The 16736-nt window shown below is 64.2% G+C and carries 16 protein-coding genes and 1 tRNA gene; 7 read left to right on the forward strand and 10 right to left on the reverse strand.

Annotation, left to right across the window (positions count from 1 at the left end; genetic code table 11):
• Positions 1–45: 45 nt before the first annotated feature.
• From FHR73_RS02025 to FHR73_RS02045, 5 genes are read right to left on the reverse strand one after another with little or no spacing between them, the layout of a single operon-like run.
• Positions 46–924, reverse strand: coding sequence for a dihydrodipicolinate synthase family protein (locus FHR73_RS02025; protein ID WP_183629169.1), 879 nt, complete (start codon positions 922–924; stop codon positions 46–48).
• 26 nt (positions 925–950) lie between these two features.
• Positions 951–1616, reverse strand: a complete 666-nt coding sequence (locus FHR73_RS02030; protein WP_183630171.1) for an amino acid ABC transporter permease — start codon at positions 1614–1616, stop codon at positions 951–953.
• Positions 1617–1623: 7 nt separating this feature from the next.
• Positions 1624–2295 carry an amino acid ABC transporter permease gene (locus tag FHR73_RS02035; RefSeq protein WP_183629171.1) on the reverse strand — a complete coding sequence of 224 codons (672 nt, stop codon included), beginning with the start codon at positions 2293–2295 and terminating at the stop codon, positions 1624–1626.
• A gap of 10 nt (positions 2296–2305) precedes the next feature.
• Entirely contained in the window at positions 2306–3127 is an 822-nt protein-coding gene (locus FHR73_RS02040) for an amino acid ABC transporter ATP-binding protein (protein ID WP_183629173.1), read from the reverse strand.
• 55 nt (positions 3128–3182) lie between these two features.
• The gene (locus tag FHR73_RS02045) at positions 3183–4193 is read right to left on the reverse strand and encodes an ABC transporter substrate-binding protein (protein ID WP_260175485.1); all 1011 of its coding nucleotides are present in this window, start codon (positions 4191–4193) and stop codon (positions 3183–3185) included.
• A gap of 184 nt (positions 4194–4377) precedes the next feature.
• Between FHR73_RS02045 and FHR73_RS02050 the strand changes: the two genes are divergently transcribed.
• The 5 genes from FHR73_RS02050 to FHR73_RS02070 all read left to right on the forward strand — a co-directional run bounded on the left by FHR73_RS02050 (position 4378) and on the right by FHR73_RS02070 (position 10272).
• Positions 4378–5724 (forward strand): aspartate aminotransferase family protein, encoded by a 1347-nt coding sequence (locus FHR73_RS02050; protein WP_183629175.1) that lies wholly within the window; start codon positions 4378–4380, stop codon positions 5722–5724.
• A gap of 57 nt (positions 5725–5781) precedes the next feature.
• Positions 5782–7275: a CoA-acylating methylmalonate-semialdehyde dehydrogenase gene (locus tag FHR73_RS02055; protein ID WP_183629177.1), complete on the forward strand. Its 1494-nt coding sequence runs from the start codon at positions 5782–5784 to the stop codon at positions 7273–7275.
• A 223-nt stretch (positions 7276–7498) separates the two neighbouring features.
• Positions 7499–8257 (forward strand): SDR family NAD(P)-dependent oxidoreductase, encoded by a 759-nt coding sequence (locus tag FHR73_RS02060; protein WP_183629179.1) that lies wholly within the window; start codon positions 7499–7501, stop codon positions 8255–8257.
• A gap of 158 nt (positions 8258–8415) precedes the next feature.
• Positions 8416–9150, forward strand: a complete 735-nt coding sequence (locus tag FHR73_RS02065) for a hypothetical protein (RefSeq protein ID WP_183629181.1) — start codon at positions 8416–8418, stop codon at positions 9148–9150.
• 63 nt (positions 9151–9213) lie between these two features.
• Positions 9214–10272 (forward strand): Gfo/Idh/MocA family protein, encoded by a 1059-nt coding sequence (locus tag FHR73_RS02070; RefSeq protein ID WP_183629183.1) that lies wholly within the window; start codon positions 9214–9216, stop codon positions 10270–10272.
• A 6-nt stretch (positions 10273–10278) separates the two neighbouring features.
• On the opposite strand, the gene FHR73_RS02075 is transcribed toward FHR73_RS02070, so the two are convergent.
• The 3 genes from FHR73_RS02075 to FHR73_RS02085 form a co-directional block, all read right to left on the reverse strand.
• On the reverse strand, positions 10279–10821 hold the full coding sequence (locus FHR73_RS02075) for an invasion associated locus B family protein (protein WP_133862419.1): 543 nt from the start codon (positions 10819–10821) through the stop codon (positions 10279–10281).
• A 75-nt stretch (positions 10822–10896) separates the two neighbouring features.
• Positions 10897–11235: a zinc ribbon domain-containing protein YjdM gene (locus FHR73_RS02080; RefSeq protein ID WP_183629185.1), complete on the reverse strand. Its 339-nt coding sequence runs from the start codon at positions 11233–11235 to the stop codon at positions 10897–10899.
• Positions 11236–11303: 68 nt separating this feature from the next.
• Complete coding sequence (locus FHR73_RS02085; protein WP_183629187.1) at positions 11304–12317, reverse strand: sensor histidine kinase; 1014 nt, start codon at positions 12315–12317, stop codon at positions 11304–11306.
• Between the two features lie 265 nt (positions 12318–12582).
• Here FHR73_RS02085 and FHR73_RS02090 point away from each other — a divergent pair, with 265 nt between their 5' ends.
• Positions 12583–12957 (forward strand): response regulator, encoded by a 375-nt coding sequence (locus tag FHR73_RS02090; RefSeq protein ID WP_183629189.1) that lies wholly within the window; start codon positions 12583–12585, stop codon positions 12955–12957.
• 82 nt (positions 12958–13039) lie between these two features.
• Here FHR73_RS02090 and FHR73_RS02095 read toward each other — a convergent pair.
• Positions 13040–13115 (reverse strand) — tRNA-Asn (locus FHR73_RS02095).
• Positions 13116–13197: 82 nt separating this feature from the next.
• Positions 13198–14400, reverse strand: a complete 1203-nt coding sequence (locus FHR73_RS02100) for an amino acid aminotransferase (protein ID WP_183629191.1) — start codon at positions 14398–14400, stop codon at positions 13198–13200.
• Between the two features lie 247 nt (positions 14401–14647).
• On the opposite strand from FHR73_RS02100, the gene uvrB reads away from it, so the two are divergent.
• Positions 14648–16657, forward strand: coding sequence for an excinuclease ABC subunit UvrB (gene uvrB, locus FHR73_RS02105; protein WP_093254813.1), 2010 nt, complete (start codon positions 14648–14650; stop codon positions 16655–16657).
• Positions 16658–16736 lie beyond the last annotated feature (79 nt).

Genomic DNA, 16736 nt, shown 5'->3' on the forward strand with positions numbered 1-16736 from the left:
GAAAGCTCTCCACCCACCTCATCAACGATGAGGTGGGTCTCAGGATCAACGTTGCGAGGCTTCGAAAATCGCGCGGAATTCCGCCTTTTCCGCCTCGCTCAACGGCAGCAGCGGCAGACGCGCATTGCCGGAATTGAAGCCGGCCAGCTCGCAACCGTATTTCACCTTCTGGATGAATTTGCCCTGCTCCATGCTCGCCAGTACGGGGAACAGTGAGCGCATGACAGCCTGGGCACCCTGGATGTCGCCGGCCGCGAAGGCGCGCTGGAAGGCGACGACCTGGTCGGGGAAGCAATTGGCCGGTCCGCAGATCCAGCTGGTAGCGCCCCACAGGAAGAAGTCCAGCGCCTGGTCGTCCGAGCCGCAGGACAATTGATAGTCACCCTTGAAGTTCTCGCCGATCTCGATCGCGCGCAGCAGGTTGCCGGAGCTCTCCTTGATGCCGACTACACGCGGGTGGTGGCGGAACGCTTCCAGGACCGACGTACCGACTTCGACGTTGGTTCTGATCGGGTAGTTGTAGAGGATGACATTGATGTCGGCGAAGGCGTCCAGCACCGCCTGGTAGTGGCCGATCAGCTCCTCCTGGGAGGGCAGGGCGTAGAACGGGGGCGCCAGAAGAATGTTGGTGAAGCCGCACTCTATTGCCTGGCGAACCTGCGCGATCACTTCACGAGTACTGGCGCCATTGCAGTTGGCGATCAGCGTGCCCTTGCCATTGGCGACTTCCTTGACCGTGCGCATCACCAGGCGGCGCTCGGCATCGTCCAGGGCGTAGTACTCGCCGGTAGAGCCCAGGGCGACGAAGCCGGACACGCCAGCGTTGAGCTGATACTCGACGATGGAGGCCAGGGTCGCGCCGTCGACGTGACCGGATTTGTCGAAGGGGGTGACGAGAGCGGGAAGGATGCCTTGCATTTTCATGAGAGTGCCTCTTCAGGATGGGTCAGTTAATAGGCAAAGCGCCGTAGCAGCCGGGCCTCGACGAGGCCGACCAGACGGGTCAGGGGAAAGGCGATGCAGAAGTAGATGACGGCCACCGCCGAGAGGAACTCGACCGGACGCGCCGTGCTGTTGGAAAGGTTCTGGCCGACGAACATCAGGTCCGCCACCCCGACCGAGGAGATCAGGGCACTTTCCTTGAATAGGCTGATGACGTTGGAGAGCAGCGGCGGAATGGCGCGCAACAGGGCCTGGGGAAAGATCACATAGAGAACCTTCACCGCGGGCGTCAGGCCGAGGGCCACACAGGCGTCATGCTGTTCGCCAGCGATGGACTTGAGCGCGCCGCGGAAGGTCTCGCTGGTGATGGCCGCCATGAACAGCGTGAGGGAGATCACCACCGAGACGTAGGGTGAGATCGACAGGCCGAACACCACCGGAAAGCAGAAGAACACCCAGAACAGCTGGATCAGCAGCGGCGTGCCGCGAAAGAACTCCACATAGAGCCGCACCGGCGCCCGCAGCAGCCGGCTGGGCGCCAGTTGGACCAGACTCAGACCGAAACCCAGCAGGCTGCCCACCAGGGCGCAGCCGAGGGTGATGGTCAGCGTCAGCCCCAGGCCCTTGATCAGCACCTGCCAGTAGCCGAGCACGATGGAAAAGTCGAGGTGCATGTCCATCTCAGCGCTCCAGGGCCGCGTCTTGGCGGCGTTCGACGAACCGCACCAACTGGGCGATCGGCAAGGACAGGGCGAAGTAGATCAGTGCGATCAGCGAGTAGGTTTCTAGCGGGCGATAGGCTTCGGTGGCGATGGATTTGCCGATGTACATCAGGTCGGCCACGGCCACGATGGCGACCAGGGCGCTCTGCTGCAGGATGCCGATGCCATTGGTCATCAGCACCGGAAGGGCGCTGCGCAAGGCCTGCGGCAGGACCACATAGAAGGTACGGTTCAAGGGTCCCAGACCGAGGGCGACGCTGGCATCCAGATGCTCGCGGGGGACGGCCTGCACGCCGGCCCGATAGGCCTCGGCATTGAACGCGGTCAGGTTCAGGCCCAGCGCCAAGACGCCCATGGTGATGGGATCGACGAAGACGTTGAACAGCATGGGCACGCAGTAGAAGAACCAGACGATCTGCAGCAGCACGGGGGTGCAGCGAAAGAACTCGATGAACAGCTGGGCGGGCAGTCGTACCAGGCGCCAGCGATTCGAGGTCAGCAGGCACAGCAGGAAGCCCAGCACCAGGCCCATGAGGTTGGCGGCCAGCGCCAGCTGCAGCGTCACCTTGAGGCCCTGCCAGAGCGGACCCAGGGTGCCGTTGAGAAAATGAAAGTCGAATTGATAGTTCATGGCGCCGTCCTCACTCCAGGTGCAGGACCTTTTCCAGGAATTCCCGGGTACGGGGCTCACGCGGACGGCGGAACAGTTCCTCGGGCGGGCCTTCCTCGACCGGCCGGCCATTGGCGCAGAACACCACGCGGGTAGCGATGTGCTTGGCGAAGTGCATGTCGTGGGTGACGATGATCATCGCCATGCGCTGCTCGGCCAGTTGCAGCATCACGTTCTGCACCTCGATCACCATTTCCGGGTCGAGGGCGGAGGTGACCTCGTCGAAGAGCATGAGCGCCGGTTCCAGCATCAGCGCGCGGGCGATGGCGACCCGCTGCTTCTGGCCACCCGACAACTGGCTGGGATAGGCGTGCAGCTTGCTTTCCAGACCCAGCCGGGCGAGGTACAGTCGGGCCTTTTCGGTGGCTTCGGCGCGTGACAGGCCGCGCACCTTCATGGGCGCCAGGACCAGATTGCCCAGCACCGACAGGTGAGGAAACAGGGTGTAGTGCTGGAACACCATGCCGATCTGCCGGTGCAGGTCTCGATCCAGTACGCGACTGCGACCGTTGCTACCTTCTATATAGGGCTGCCCCTGGAAGTGGATGCGGCCGTCCTGGATGCTTTCCAGTCCCATCATCACGCGCAGCAGCGAACTCTTGCCGCTGCCACTCGGGCCGATGATCACCAGGCGGTCGTCGGCACGCATGTCCAGGCAGAAGTCGTCCATGACCTTGAGATCCGGGCCATAGCTCTTGCACACGTGCTGGAACTGGACGAAGCCATCGGGACCCGGTCGGGCGTCCGGCGTGGGGGTGGCAAAGGGCGTCGGCATGATGGAAACGGCTTTCATAGGGGCGAACTCCGGTAGGGACTCGTCAGGACGAGTCCTTTTTCTCAGCGGCGGATTACGGGGCTTTCTGGGCGTTGGCCTGCTCGGAGGCCTTGTCTACGAGGGCAGCGATCTCACCGGTCTCGCGACGCTGGGTGAGATAGATGTTCAGTACCTGCAGGTCGGCCCAGGAGATGTCGCGACGTACACCAAAGGCCACGCCCTGTTTTGCCAGTGCTGGCTTGGGCAATATCTCCCGCGCCCACGTCGGATTGGCGACCGCGAAGAGGTGATTGGTATCGCTGGCGTCGACCAGCACATCGGCACGCCGCGACATCACGGCCAGGCGTGTCTCGTCCATGCCGGGCAGGCGCATGATGGTGCCCTGCTTGACGACCGCCGAGATGGCCTTGTCTTGGGCTGTACCTGACATCACGGCGAACGTCACTCCCGGCTTGTCGATGTCAGCCAGGATGTCGCCTGCATTGGCAAACTTGGGGTTGTCCTTGTTGACCAGCAGAGACACCTGATAGTCGGTCGCCGCCGTGCTGAAGGCTACCGCCAGTGCGCGCTCCGGCGTCTGATTGAGCGCCATGGCCAGATCCCACTTGCCGCCCTGCAAGCCGGCCACCAAGTTGTCCCAGTTGGTGTCGACGAACTCGACCTTGACCTTGAGCACTCGCTCGCCGAAATCCCGGCAGAGATCAACGAAGTAGCCGCTGTATTTCGCCGAGGCGGCATCCCGCATCACATAGGGCGCTGCGACAGCCGCACCGCATTTCAGGACGCCCGCTTTTTGAACCTGTTGCCACACACCGGCCTGTTCAGCCTGGGCGACCGGTTGCCAGAGGAGGGCGCTGGCAACTGCCAGACTGCCCAGGACTGCACGAAAGGATTGCGAACACGTAAGACGCCGAGCCATAGCTGCTACTCCATTTGGACGATTGTTATAGGCAGGAGGCAAAAAAGCTTTTTTGTGTGTGTTGTTGTATTCAGCGCTGCATGCAGATTGGAGCGGGGAGATCGGACTGTCAACGGGGCTGATCCTCGACGCCGCGGCAAAACCTCCGGGAAGCAGCTCGGGCATGGAGGGTAAAACCTTGTTTTGTGAAGAAAAAAAGACGGTTACCCAGCCGACAAAAAATTTTTTTGACGGAGGAACGGGTGATTAACGTGATTTTTATAGAATCCAAGCGTGAGAAAAAAACCATTTAACTCACGTAAAACTCGGCGCACTCTGCAGGCTCAATGTCACCGCCCGAGACCCCGTCATGAACCAGCCGCTGACCGTTTCCCCGCCCGTCGCTGCCCAGCTCAATCTGCGTGCCCACTGGATGCCCTTCACCGCCAATCGCGCCTTCCAGAAGGATCCGCGCATCGTGGTGGCCGCCGAGGGCAGCTGGCTGATCGACGATCAGGGTCGGCGCATCTATGACAGCCTCTCCGGACTCTGGACCTGTGGCGCCGGTCACTCGCGCAAGGAGATCCAGGAGGCCGTGGCGCGGCAGCTGGGCACCCTCGACTATTCGCCGGGCTTCCAGTACGGCCATCCGCTGTCCTTCCAGCTGGCGGAGAAGATGGCCGAGCTGACCCCGGCCGGTCTCGACCACGTCTTCTTCACCGGCTCGGGCTCCGAAAGCGCCGACACCTCGGTCAAGCTGGCGCGGGCCTACTGGCGCATCAAGGGCCAGCCGGCCAAGACCAAGCTGATCGGCCGGGCCCGCGGCTACCACGGCGTCAACATCGCCGGCACCAGCCTGGGCGGCATCGGCGGCAACCGCAAAATGTACGGCTCCTTCATGGACGTCGACCACCTGCCGCATACCCTGCAGCCCGGCATGGCCTTCACCCGGGGCATGGCCGAGACCGGCGGCGTGGAGCTGGCCAACGAGCTGCTCAAGCTGATCGAGCTGCACGATGCCTCCAACATCGCGGCCGTCATTGTCGAGCCCATGTCCGGTTCGGCCGGGGTGATCGTGCCGCCGGTGGGCTATCTGCAGCGCCTGCGCGAGATCTGCACCCAGCACGACATCCTGCTGATCTTCGACGAGGTCATCACCGCCTTCGGCCGCATGGGTCGTCATACCGGCGCCGAATTCTTCGGCGTGACGCCGGACCTCATGAACGTGGCCAAGCAGGTCACCAACGGTGCCGTGCCCCTGGGCGCGGTGATCGCCAGCAGTGCCATCTACGACACCTTCATGAACCAGGCCACGCCCGAGCATATGGTGGAATTCCCCCATGGCTACACCTACTCGGCCCATCCGGTGGCCTGCGCCGCGGGCCTGGCCGCGCTGGAGCTGATGGAGCGGGAGAACCTGGTGCAACAGGCGGCCGAGCTGGCGCCCAAGTTCGAAGCCTCGCTGCATGGCCTCAAGGGCGCCAAGCACGTGGTGGACATTCGCAACTGCGGTCTGGCTGGCGCGCTGCAAATCGCTCCCCGTGACGGTGATGCGGTGATCCGTCCGTTCGAGGCCGGCATCGCCCTGTGGAAGGCCGGCTTCTATGTCCGCTTCGGTGGCGACACCCTGCAATTCGGGCCCACCTTCAACGCCAGGATCGAAGACCTGGATCGCGTTTTCGCCGCGGTGGGCGACATCCTCAATCGTCTCGACTGATCCCCTTTCCGGCGCTTCCCATAGGAGGCGCCCATCCCTGGTACAAGGAGTCCCTTCATGAGCCTCAAGCATCTCATCGGCGGCCAGCTGGTCGACGGTGGCAGCCGCCACGCGCCGGTCTACAACCCCTCCACCGGCGCGGTGATCCGCGAAGTGCCCCTGGCCGACGCGGCTACCCTGCAACAGGCCATCGATGCCGCCCAAGGCGCCTTTCCGGCCTGGCGCAACACCCCGCCGGCCAAGCGCGCCCAGGTGCTGTTCCGCTTCAAACAGCTGCTGGAAGGCAATGAAGAGCGCCTGGTGCAGCTGATCAGCGAAGAACACGGCAAGACCCTGGAAGACGCCGCCGGCGAATTGCGCCGTGGCATCGAGAACGTCGAATACGCCACCGCCGCCCCCGAGTTGCTCAAGGGCGAATACAACCGCAACGCCGGTCCCAGCATCGATACCTGGTCCGATTTCCAGCCCCTGGGCGTGGTGGCCGGCATCACTCCCTTCAACTTCCCGGCCATGGTGCCGCTGTGGATGTATCCGCTGGCCATCGCCTGCGGCAACACCTTCATCTTGAAACCCAGCGAGCGCGATCCCAGCTCCACCCTGGCCATTGCCCAGCTGTTCGAGGAAGCCGGGCTACCCAAGGGCGTACTCAACGTGGTGCATGGCGACAAGGAAGCCGTGGACGGCCTGATCGACGCACCCGAGGTCAAGGCGCTGAGCTTTGTCGGCTCCACCCCCATCGCCGAATACATCTATGCCCGCGGCACCGCCAAGGGCAAGCGCGTCCAAGCCCTGGGCGGCGCCAAGAACCATGCGGTGGTCATGCCCGACGCCGACCTCGGCAATACCGTCAATGCGCTGATGGGCGCCGCCTACGGTTCCTGCGGCGAACGCTGCATGGCCATTTCGGTGGCGGTCTGCGTCGGTGACCAGGTCGCCGATGCTCTGATCGCCCGGCTGGTGCCGGAGATCGAGAAACTGAAGGTCGGCCCGGGCACCCAGTGCGGCCTGGACATGGGCCCGCTGGTCACCGGCGCGCACCTGGACAAGGTCACCGGCTATGTCGTCGAAGGCGTCGCCGCGGGCGCCAAGCTGGTGGTGGACGGCCGCAGCCTCAAGGTCGCCGATCATGAGGAAGGCTTCTTCCTCGGTGGCTGCCTGTTCGATCAGGTCACCCCGGAGATGCGTATCTATAAGGAAGAGATCTTTGGTCCGGTGCTCTGCGTGGTACGGGTCAAGAGCCTTGAAGAGGGCATCGCCCTGATCAACGCCCACGAATACGGCAATGGCACCTGCATCTTCACCCGCGACGGTGAAGCGGCGCGGCTGTTCGCCGACCAGATCGAAGTGGGCATGGTCGGGATCAACGTTCCCCTGCCGGTACCGGTGGCCTACCACAGCTTCGGCGGCTGGAAACGCTCGCTGTTCGGCGACCTCCACGCCTATGGCCCGGACGGCGTGCGCTTCTACACCCGGCGTAAGACCATCACCCAGCGCTGGCCGCAACGCGAGGCCCAAGAGGCTTCGCAGTTCGCTTTTCCCAGCAACGGCTGAGTCGAACGGGTAGTGGCAACGCTGGCGCCACCGGCGCCAGCGTTGCTGCGTCAGCACTATCCAATGTTTTGATTTTTGAGGCAGCTAAAGGCTTTGCCCTCCCGCAGGGTTTCCTCGAGGGCTGTGGCTCAAGCCAACGCTGGACACACTCCGTCTTGGCTGGTGGCGCCGCGTGCCACCCAGTGCGTGCTTTCTGTTCAGACGCTTATTACCTGAGAAAAAGATGAACAAACCCTTGCTTGGTCAGATGGTATTGGTCACTGGCGCATCTGGCGACATTGGCGGTGCCATCGTTCGGCAGATAGCTGGCCAAGGGGCTGAGGTCATCATCCATTACAGTAGCGACAGAGGCCGCGCCAAGCATCTGCTCGACAGTATCGGTGGCGCAGGGCATCTCGTTTGCGGCGATCTGGGAACTGAAGGTGAGCCTCGCGAGTTGTGGCACCAGGCTATGGCGATCACGGGTCGTATAGATGCCTTGGTGAACAATGCAGGGGTCCGCAACGAGGTTTCGGTGGAGGCTGACCATGCGGAGTGGCAGAAGGCGTGGCGAAGAGAGTTTCAGATCAATTTCTTTGCCGCTGCGGACCTATGCAAGGAGGCCATCATCCATTTCAGGTCGACCGGAGGTGGCCGCATCGTCAATATGGCAAGCCGGGCAGGACAGCGGGGCTATTCCGCTGATGCCATGCAGTATGGGGCGTCGAAGGCGGCACTCATCAATCTGACCAAGTCTATTGCTACCTCATTCGGCGCAGACGGGATCACTGCAGTAGCCATAGCGCCTGGCTGGGTGGGTACCGAAATGGCGGAAAGCTTCATGGCGATTCACGGTCAGGCAGCTGTGACGCGGGATATTCCGATAGGCCAGGCCGTTGCGCTGGAAGAACTTGCCGAGTTGGTAGCCTTTGTTCTACGAGCGTCACAGCGCTCGTTGAACGGTGCAACGCTTGATATCAACGGTGGGAGCTACCTCCGATAACAACACCTGCAGCTTCACTCGTGACAGCGAGGCGGCACGGCTATTTGCTTTCCCCACCAACAGCTGACCGCTAGAAAAGCCCATTCCTTGGCCTGCCGCACAGCAGGCCGGCCAGGGAAGGCCTTACCCTTCGGCTGCCCTTAGCCGCCGAAGTCCCCATGCCTGCCTCCACCTTCACAGCCGTCGCCCGTCTCGGGTGTGTGATTGGCCTCCTCGCGAGCCTGGCCGGTTGCACCAGCCAGTCCGCCCAGGACATCGCCCGGCAATTCGGCAAGACCCGCCCCAGCGAATTCCTGCAGACCAGCTCCGACCGCATGGCTACCCTCGCCATGCAGGCCAATCTGCAGAGTCTCTATCGGCTGATGAACAAGCTCTACCTGCGCAATCCGGCCGAATGGAAGAAGACCGGCCTGCCCGATGCCGCCAGCGCCGAACGCGAGATCCGCCTCGCCATCGAACAGCGACGCAGCCTGCCCGCACTGGACGGACGCAAGGACGTGGCGGCGCTGAGCTACGTGCTGGGCGATGACTACCGCGGCGACCGGGTCGGCGCCTTCATCTATGCCATCGGCAGCATGATCATCGCCGCCCACGGCAATCGCACCGAGTTCTACATCACCGACGTGGTGGATGCGCGCTTCGTCAACAATGCCGCGCGCAACATCGAGAAGGCCACCTGGCTGCTCGGCCAGCGCAAGAACGCCGAGGGCGAACCGCTGCTGTTCGCCAACGAGATCTCGGAGGAGGGCAGCAACCTCAGCTTCGCCACCGAATTCGGCAAGATCGTCGCCCGCCTGGATCTGCTCGCCCAGTTGCTCGACGAGCGCTATCGGCGCATTGGCGTCAACTACGCCCAGAGTCTGCTGTTCATCAATTTCCTGCCGGTGCAGTAGCGCCTTCGACCGGACGTCCCCTAGAGTCGAGAGACCTCGGCAACCACAACAAGGGGTTCCTCCATGGTCGCTGCCTTGCGCATCGCCCTCATTGGCGCCGGCAACATGGGCCGCCAGCACCTGCATCATCTTCAATCCGTGCCGAGTGCCCGGCTGTGCGCCCTGGCCGACCCCGATCCGGCGGCAGCGGAACTGGCCGCGCAGTGGGCCGTGCCGCATTTCCGCGATCATCGGCAGCTGCTGGAAAGCGTGCGCCCAGAAGCGGTGATCGTCGCCAATCCCAATGCCCTGCACGTCGCCACCGCGCTGGATTGCCTGGCCCTCGGCATCCCGGTGCTGCTGGAGAAGCCCGTGGGGACGACGTCAGCAGAGGTGGCTCAGCTGCTGCACGCCCAGCGCGACCGTCGCGTGCCCCTGCTAGTCGGGCATCATCGTCGCCACAATCCGCTGATCGCCAAGGCTCATGAATTGTTGCGCCAGGGTGCGCTTGGCCGCCTGGTCACCGTCACCGCGCTGTGGCAACTGCAGAAGCCTGAGAGCTATTTCGAGAGTGCCTGGCGCCGCGAAGCGGGGGCCGGGATGCTGCTCACCAATTTGGTCCACGACCTCGACCTGCTGCGTCATCTCTGCGGTGAGGTACGCCAGGTCCAGGCCTTCGCCGACAACGCCCTGCGCGGCTACGCCAATGCCGACAGCGCCGTGATCAGCCTGCAATTCGAAAGCGGCGCCCTGGGCAGTCTCACCGCCAGCGATGGCGCCGTCGCGCCTTGGAGCTGGGAGCTCACCAGTGGCGAGAATCCGGTCTATCCCCACCAGCCGGACCAGTCCTGCTATCTCTTCGCCGGCACCGAAGGCGCCCTGAGCGTGCCGCAGCTGCGCCTCTGGCGCTACGCCGAGCCGGGCGCCGGCTGGCACCAGCCGCTTGAAACAGAGGTACGGGCCGCGGCCCCCGACGAGGCCTTGCGTCTGCAGTTGGAGCACTTCGTGCGGGTCGCGCGGGGCGCGGAGGCGCCCCTGGTCAGTGCCGAGGATGCCGCCCGCACCCTGGCGCTGGTGGCCGCCGTGGAGCGCGCCGCCGCCAGCGGCACGGCGCAGCACCCGGCAGCGCCCTCGCCAGACTAGCGGGCCTTACAACGGCTTGGTCAGTTCCTTGGCGCGGTCGTAGGCCTTGGAGAAGCCCTTGAGCGACAGGCTTTCGCTGGCGGTCTCGCCATTGGCGACCGGGGTGGTCACGGTCAGGCGACCGCCGCGCTGCAGTTGCTTGAAGACGTCACCGACGAATTCCACCGGTACCACGCAGCCCTGGGGAATGCAGGTGTGGAAGGGCCGATTCTCCAGGCTGCGCTTGTCGATCTGCAACGAGATCGGCTTGGTCACCGCCACGCCAAAGGGCAGCACCAGGATGCCGTCCACGCCTTCACGATTGGGGCGCAATTCGGTGACCAGCATGCGTTGACCCTTGGCGCTATCCTTCTGCTGGGTGATGGCGCACAGCTGCGCGGAACGGTCCGCGTTGCGGGCGATGCGGCAGATCACCTGCCAGTCGCCATACTTCTCCGTGACCGACGGCTGGGGTTCCTGGGCGTTGGCGGGCGCCGACTGGGCGAAGGCCTGGCCGGCGAGCAGCAGGGGCGCGAGGAACAGGGCCGAGCGGAGGAAGCGCTGAGACATGGAGAGTCCTTGGCAGGAGAAAAAGAGCCTCAAGGGTAGGGCATCGCTCCGCCAGGGAACACCCCGGCACGACGATCAGACCTTTTTGACGAACTCGGATTTGAGCTTCATCGCACCTATGCCATCGATCTTGCAGTCGATGTCGTGATCGCCGTCTACCAGGCGGATGTTCTTGACCTTGGTGCCGACCTTGACCACCAGCGACGAGCCCTTGACCTTGAGGTCCTTGATCACGCTGACGGTATCGCCGTCCTGCAGGGTATTGCCCACCGCATCGCGGATCACCTTGGCCTCGTCCGCGGCGCCGGCGTCCCCGGGCGTCCATTCATGGGCGCATTCCGGGCAGATCAGCTGGTCGCCATCGGCGTAGGTGTATTCGGAAGCGCAGAGGGGGCAGGGCGGCAAAGCGGTCATGGCGGGGCACCGGGCTGGAAAAGCCGCGCATTGTATAGGGTTTTAGCCCGGCCCGGGGGAGGCCATCGCTAGGCTGCCAGTTGCACCTCGACCACGGTGCCGTTGTCGTTGCGGTAGTGCGCCTGGCCGCCGAGCTGTTCGGCCAGGCTGTTGATGATCTTGAAGCCCAGGCGCCGGCTGGTGCGCGGATTGAATTGCTGCGGCATGCCCCGACCGTTGTCGGCGATACGCAACAGCAGTCGCTGATCGTCGCCGCGCTGCAGGCTGATGCTGATCAGGCCGCGCTGGCTGGCGTCGAAGGCGTGCTTGAGGGAGTTGGTCACCACCTCGGCCACCAGCATCGACAGGGTGGTCAGGCGGGGGAGGTCGAAATTGAGCGGTTCGGCGGTGATGGCGCAGGAGACATTGGCCTGTCCCGCGGCGGCCAGCAGATCGCTGGTCAGCAACTGCAGGTGGTGGGCCACCGGCTGATCGGCATCGGCGGGGTCGTGCAGGCGCCGGTGGATGCGCGAAATGCTCTCCAGTCGCGAACGGGCTTCTTCCAGGGCCTGGGACGCCTGGCTGTCGCCGGGCAACTTGAGCTGCTGCAGCATGAGCAGCGAGGCGATGAACTGGATGTTGTTGGCGACCCGGTGCTGCAACTCCTGGAACATCGTCGTCTGGACGTTGTAGAGGTCGTGGATCACCTGCTGTTCGGCGCGCAGCCGGGCGCTGGCCGTGTGCATGTAGTGGATCAGCACGATGTCGACGCTGACGATCACCACATAGAAGGCCAGCGCCAGGGCACCCTGGGGGCCGACGTTGAAGGTCCAGCCCGGCGGAATGAAGAAGTACCAGGCGGCCAGTCCGGACAGCACGGCGCACAGGGTGCCGGCGCGGCTGCCGCAGAAGAAGGCGGTCAGGATGACGGCGGGAAAGAAGGTCAGGTAGGGAAAGCCCTGCATCAGGACGTCCACCAGGGCGAAGCGTGCCGCCAGGGCCAGGCCGAACGCCAGCAATGCGAGGCTGTAGGCCAGTGCCGGGCGAGCGCGGATCCTGCTGCTGAGATCGCTGATCCAGTGACGACGAGACGACGGATCCAAGGCTCTGACCTGCGGGGTAGACGGCGGCGGCGCAAGCTTAACGCAAAGCCGTCTCGCTTGGGCGGATGGTGGCACCAAAGGTGGCTCTGCCCGGCTCGACGGTGATTTCCTGTACAAGGCCTGCACCTCCCGGGTCGAAATTGCTGGCTTTGGCCGGTCCCGGGGAGCTTTTTCTTGTACAGCCTGTCCCTTGGTCGTACAAGTCAGGACGGCAGCGAAACGTTATGGTCAAACGATTGCGTCTTAACCATCACAGGATCCGCTCATGAATCGCCAGCGCGTATTGGTCGCCGAAGATGAGCCTGTCCTGCTGGATCTGTTGCAGGAACTGTTCGAGGGGTGGGGTTATCAGGTGCATGCCTTCGGCAGTGCCGATGCCGCCTGTGCCTTTCTGCAGGACGAGCAGCCGCAGCTGGATCTGCTCTTCACCGATGTGCGCATGCCGGGAATCCTGAGCGGCGTGGACCTGGCGCTGCAGGCACGGGGGCGGCAGGCCAATCTGCCCATTGTCATCACCTCGGGCTATTGCGACGACAATCCCGCTCGCGCGGCGCGGGCGACCTTTCTGCCCAAACCCTGGGATCTGGAGGCGTTGCACCGCAGTTGCCCGCTACCCGGCCGGCAATCGCACTACGCCTAGGCCCTCTGCCAACTCAGGTAGCCGGCAAACTGCGCCCATGAAAAAGCCCGTAGCGGTTACCCGCTACGGGCTTTTCAGATTTTGGCTCCGCGACCTGGACTCGAACCAGGGACCCAATGATTAACAGTCATTTGCTCTACCGACTGAGCTATCGCGGAACAACGGAGCGTATCTTACTGATAGATAACGGGAAGTCAAGCCTCGGCAGCGTCTCGAAAAGGCGCTGCCGCAAGCGCCGTCTTAGCCCTTCAGGACGGCGGCGATGGCCTGGACGGTCGGTGGCAGATTGCGCTCGTTCAACGCCGCTACGCAGATGCGTCCGGTGCTGACCGCATAGATGCCGAATTCGCTTTTCAGCCGCTCGACCTGCTCGGCGGTGAGGCCGGAGTAGGAGAACATGCCACGCTGGGCGTTGACGAAGGCGAAGTCGCGAGTGGCGCCAGCGGCGGCCAGGCCTTCCACCAGGGCGTTGCGCATGGCGCGGATGCGCTGGCGCATTTCGCCCAGTTCGGCTTCCCACAGGGCGCGCAATTCGGGATTGCTCAGCACGCTGGCGACGATGGTGGCGCCATGGGTCGGCGGGTTGGAGTAGTTGGTGCGGATCACGCGCTTGACCTGGGACAGCACCCGGGCGCTTTCCTCGCGGCTCTCGCTGACCAGGGTCAGGGCGCCGACCCGCTCGCCGTACAGCGAGAAGGATTTGGAGAAGGAACTGGAGACCAGGAAGGTCAGACCGGACTCGGCGAACAGGCGTACCGCCTGGGCGTCTTCCTCGATGCCGTCGCCAAAGCCCTGGTAGGCGATGTCGAGGAAGGGCACCAGGTTGCGTGCCTTGACCACGTCCAGCACCGCCTGCCAGTCGGCCGGCTGCAGATCGACGCCGGTGGGGTTGTGGCAGCAGGCATGCAGCACCACCACCGAGCGCTCCGGCAGCGCCTGGAGATCGGCCAGGAAGCCTTCGCGATTCAGGCCGTTGCTGGCGGCGTCGTAGTAGCGATAGTTCTGCACGGGGAAGCCGGCGCTTTCGAACAGCGCACGGTGGTTTTCCCAGCTCGGGTCGCTGATGGCGACCACGGCATCCGGCAGCAGCCGCTTGAGGAAGTCGGCGCCGATCTTCAGCGCACCGGTGCCGCCAACCGCCTGCACGGTGATGGCGCGGCCTTCGCGCACCAGGCTCGACTCGGCACCGAACAGCAGGTGTTGCACGGCTTGGTCGTAGGCGGCGATGCCCTCGATGGGCAGGTAGCCGCGCGGCGCCTGGGCGGCCACGCGCTGCTTCTCGGCCTCGGCCACGGCGCGCAACAGCGGAATGCGGCCCTGCTCGTCGTAGTAGACCCCCACGCCCAGATTGACCTTGTGCGGACGGGCATCGGCGTTATAGGCCTCGTTCAGGCCAAGGATGGGGTCACGGGGTGCCATTTCGACGGCGGAGAACAAACTCATGGGGCAGGGGCTCGAATGAGGGGTGAAGGGAAGGGCGGAACGCTCAGGAAGCGGAAGTATAGCCCCCTGCAGGCGCCATCGCGACCCGACCTCCGTCGGAGTTTTCCTGACGTGCGGCGGCGCAGGCGGATTGCAAAAGGGCGCTTGCGACCTCATCTGGGTGGTTCCAGTCCTTTCCTCGTCCGCATCGCCCCGACCCCCGGCCGGCGCGGTGTCGTCCGTGCATTTCCGCGCTATTGAGGCAGCCATGTCCGCATTCCAGCTCTCCACCCGCTACACCCCGGCCGGCGACCAGCCCGAAGCCATTCGCCAGATGGTGGAAGGCCTGGAAGCAGGGCTGTCGCACCAGACCCTGCTCGGCGTGACCGGCTCGGGCAAGACCTTCAGCATCGCCAACGTCATCGCCCAGGTGCAGCGCCCGACCATGGTGCTGGCGCCGAACAAGACCCTGGCCGCCCAGCTCTATGGCGAATTCAAGGCCTTCTTCCCGAACAACTCGGTGGAGTACTTCGTCTCCTACTACGACTACTACCAGCCGGAAGCCTACGTGCCCTCGTCGGACACCTTCATCGAGAAGGACTCGTCCATCAACGACCATATCGAGCAGATGCGCCTGTCCGCCACCAAGGCGCTGCTGGAGCGCAAGGACGCCATCATCGTCGCCTCGGTGTCCTCCATCTACGGCCTGGGCAGTCCCGAGGCCTACCTGAAGATGGTCCTGCACCTGGATCGCGGCGACCGCATCGACCAGCGCACCATCCTGCGCCGGCTGGCCGAGCTGCAGTACAGCCGCAATGACATGGAATTCGCCCGCGCGACCTTCCGGGTACGCGGCGACGTCATCGACATCTTCCCTGCGGAATCCGACCTGGAAGCAGTGCGCATCGAACTGTTCGACGACGAGGTGGAAAGCCTGTCGGCCTTCGATCCGTTGACTGGCGAGGTGATCCGCAAGCTGCCGCGCTTCACCTTCTATCCCAAGACCCACTACGCCACCCCGCGCGAGACCCTGCTGGGCGCCATCGAGAACATCAAGCTGGAGCTCGCCGATCGCCTGGAATGGCTGCGCAGCCAGAATCGCCTGCTCGAAGCCCAGCGCCTGGAGCAGCGCACCCGCTTCGACCTGGAGATGATCCTCGAACTGGGCTATTGCAACGGCATCGAGAACTACAGCCGCTACCTGTCCGGGCGTGGTCCGGGCGAGCCGCCGCCGACCCTCTATGACTATCTGCCGAGCAATGCCCTGCTGGTGATCGACGAATCCCACGTCACCGTTCCGCAGATCGGCGCCATGTTCAAGGGCGACCGCTCGCGCAAGGAAACCTTGGTCGAGTACGGCTTCCGCCTGCCCTCGGCGCTGGACAACCGGCCTCTGAAGTTCGAGGAGTGGGAAGCCGGGGCGCCCCAGACCATCTTCGTCTCGGCCACCCCCGGTCCCTACGAGGAAGAGCACGCCGGCCGCGTGGTCGAGCAGGTGGTGCGACCCACCGGCCTGGTCGATCCGATCATCGAGATCCGTCCGGCCACCACCCAGGTGGACGACCTGCTCTCCGAGATCCGCCTGCGGGTGGCCCAGGAGGAGCGGGTGCTCTGTACCACCCTGACCAAGCGCATGGCCGAGGACCTGACCGACTACCTGGCCGACCACGATGTGCGGGTGCGCTACCTGCACTCCGACATCGACACCGTGGAGCGGGTGGAGATCATCCGCGACCTGCGCCTGGGCACCTTCGACGTCCTGGTAGGCATCAACCTGCTGCGCGAAGGCCTGGACATGCCGGAAGTCTCCCTGGTGGCGGTGCTCGACGCCGACAAGGAAGGCTTCCTGCGTTCCGAGCGTTCGCTGATCCAGACCATCGGCCGGGCCGCGCGCAACCTCAACGGCAAGGCCATCCTCTATGCCGACAACATGACCGGCTCCATGCAGCGCGCCATCGACGAGACCGAACGGCGACGCAACAAGCAGCTGGCCTTCAACGAAGAACACGGCATCGTGCCCCAGGGCATCAAGAAGGACATCCGCGACATCATGGAAGGCGCCGCGGCCCCGGGTGCCAAGGGCAAGCGCCGAGTGGCCAAGGCCGCCGAGGACCAGGGCGAATACGCCGCCGAACTGCGCTCGCCGAGCGAGATCGGCAAGCGCATCCGCCAGCTCGAAGAGAAGATGCTGCAACTGGCGCGCGACCTGCAGTTCGAGTCCGCCGCCCAGCTGCGCGACGAGATCCAGGCCCTGCGCGAGCGTCTCGTGCAAGTCTGAGGCTATGGCCCAACTGGCAGCGCCGGCCCCGGCGCTGCTACCATTCCGCCTTTGCCCCTTCGCGTTTCTCGAGAAAGCC

Origin of the sequence: Pseudomonas sp. AS2.8, from assembly GCF_014190935.1 — a bacterium.
In the GTDB taxonomy this organism is placed as follows: domain Bacteria; phylum Pseudomonadota; class Gammaproteobacteria; order Pseudomonadales; family Pseudomonadaceae; genus Chryseomonas.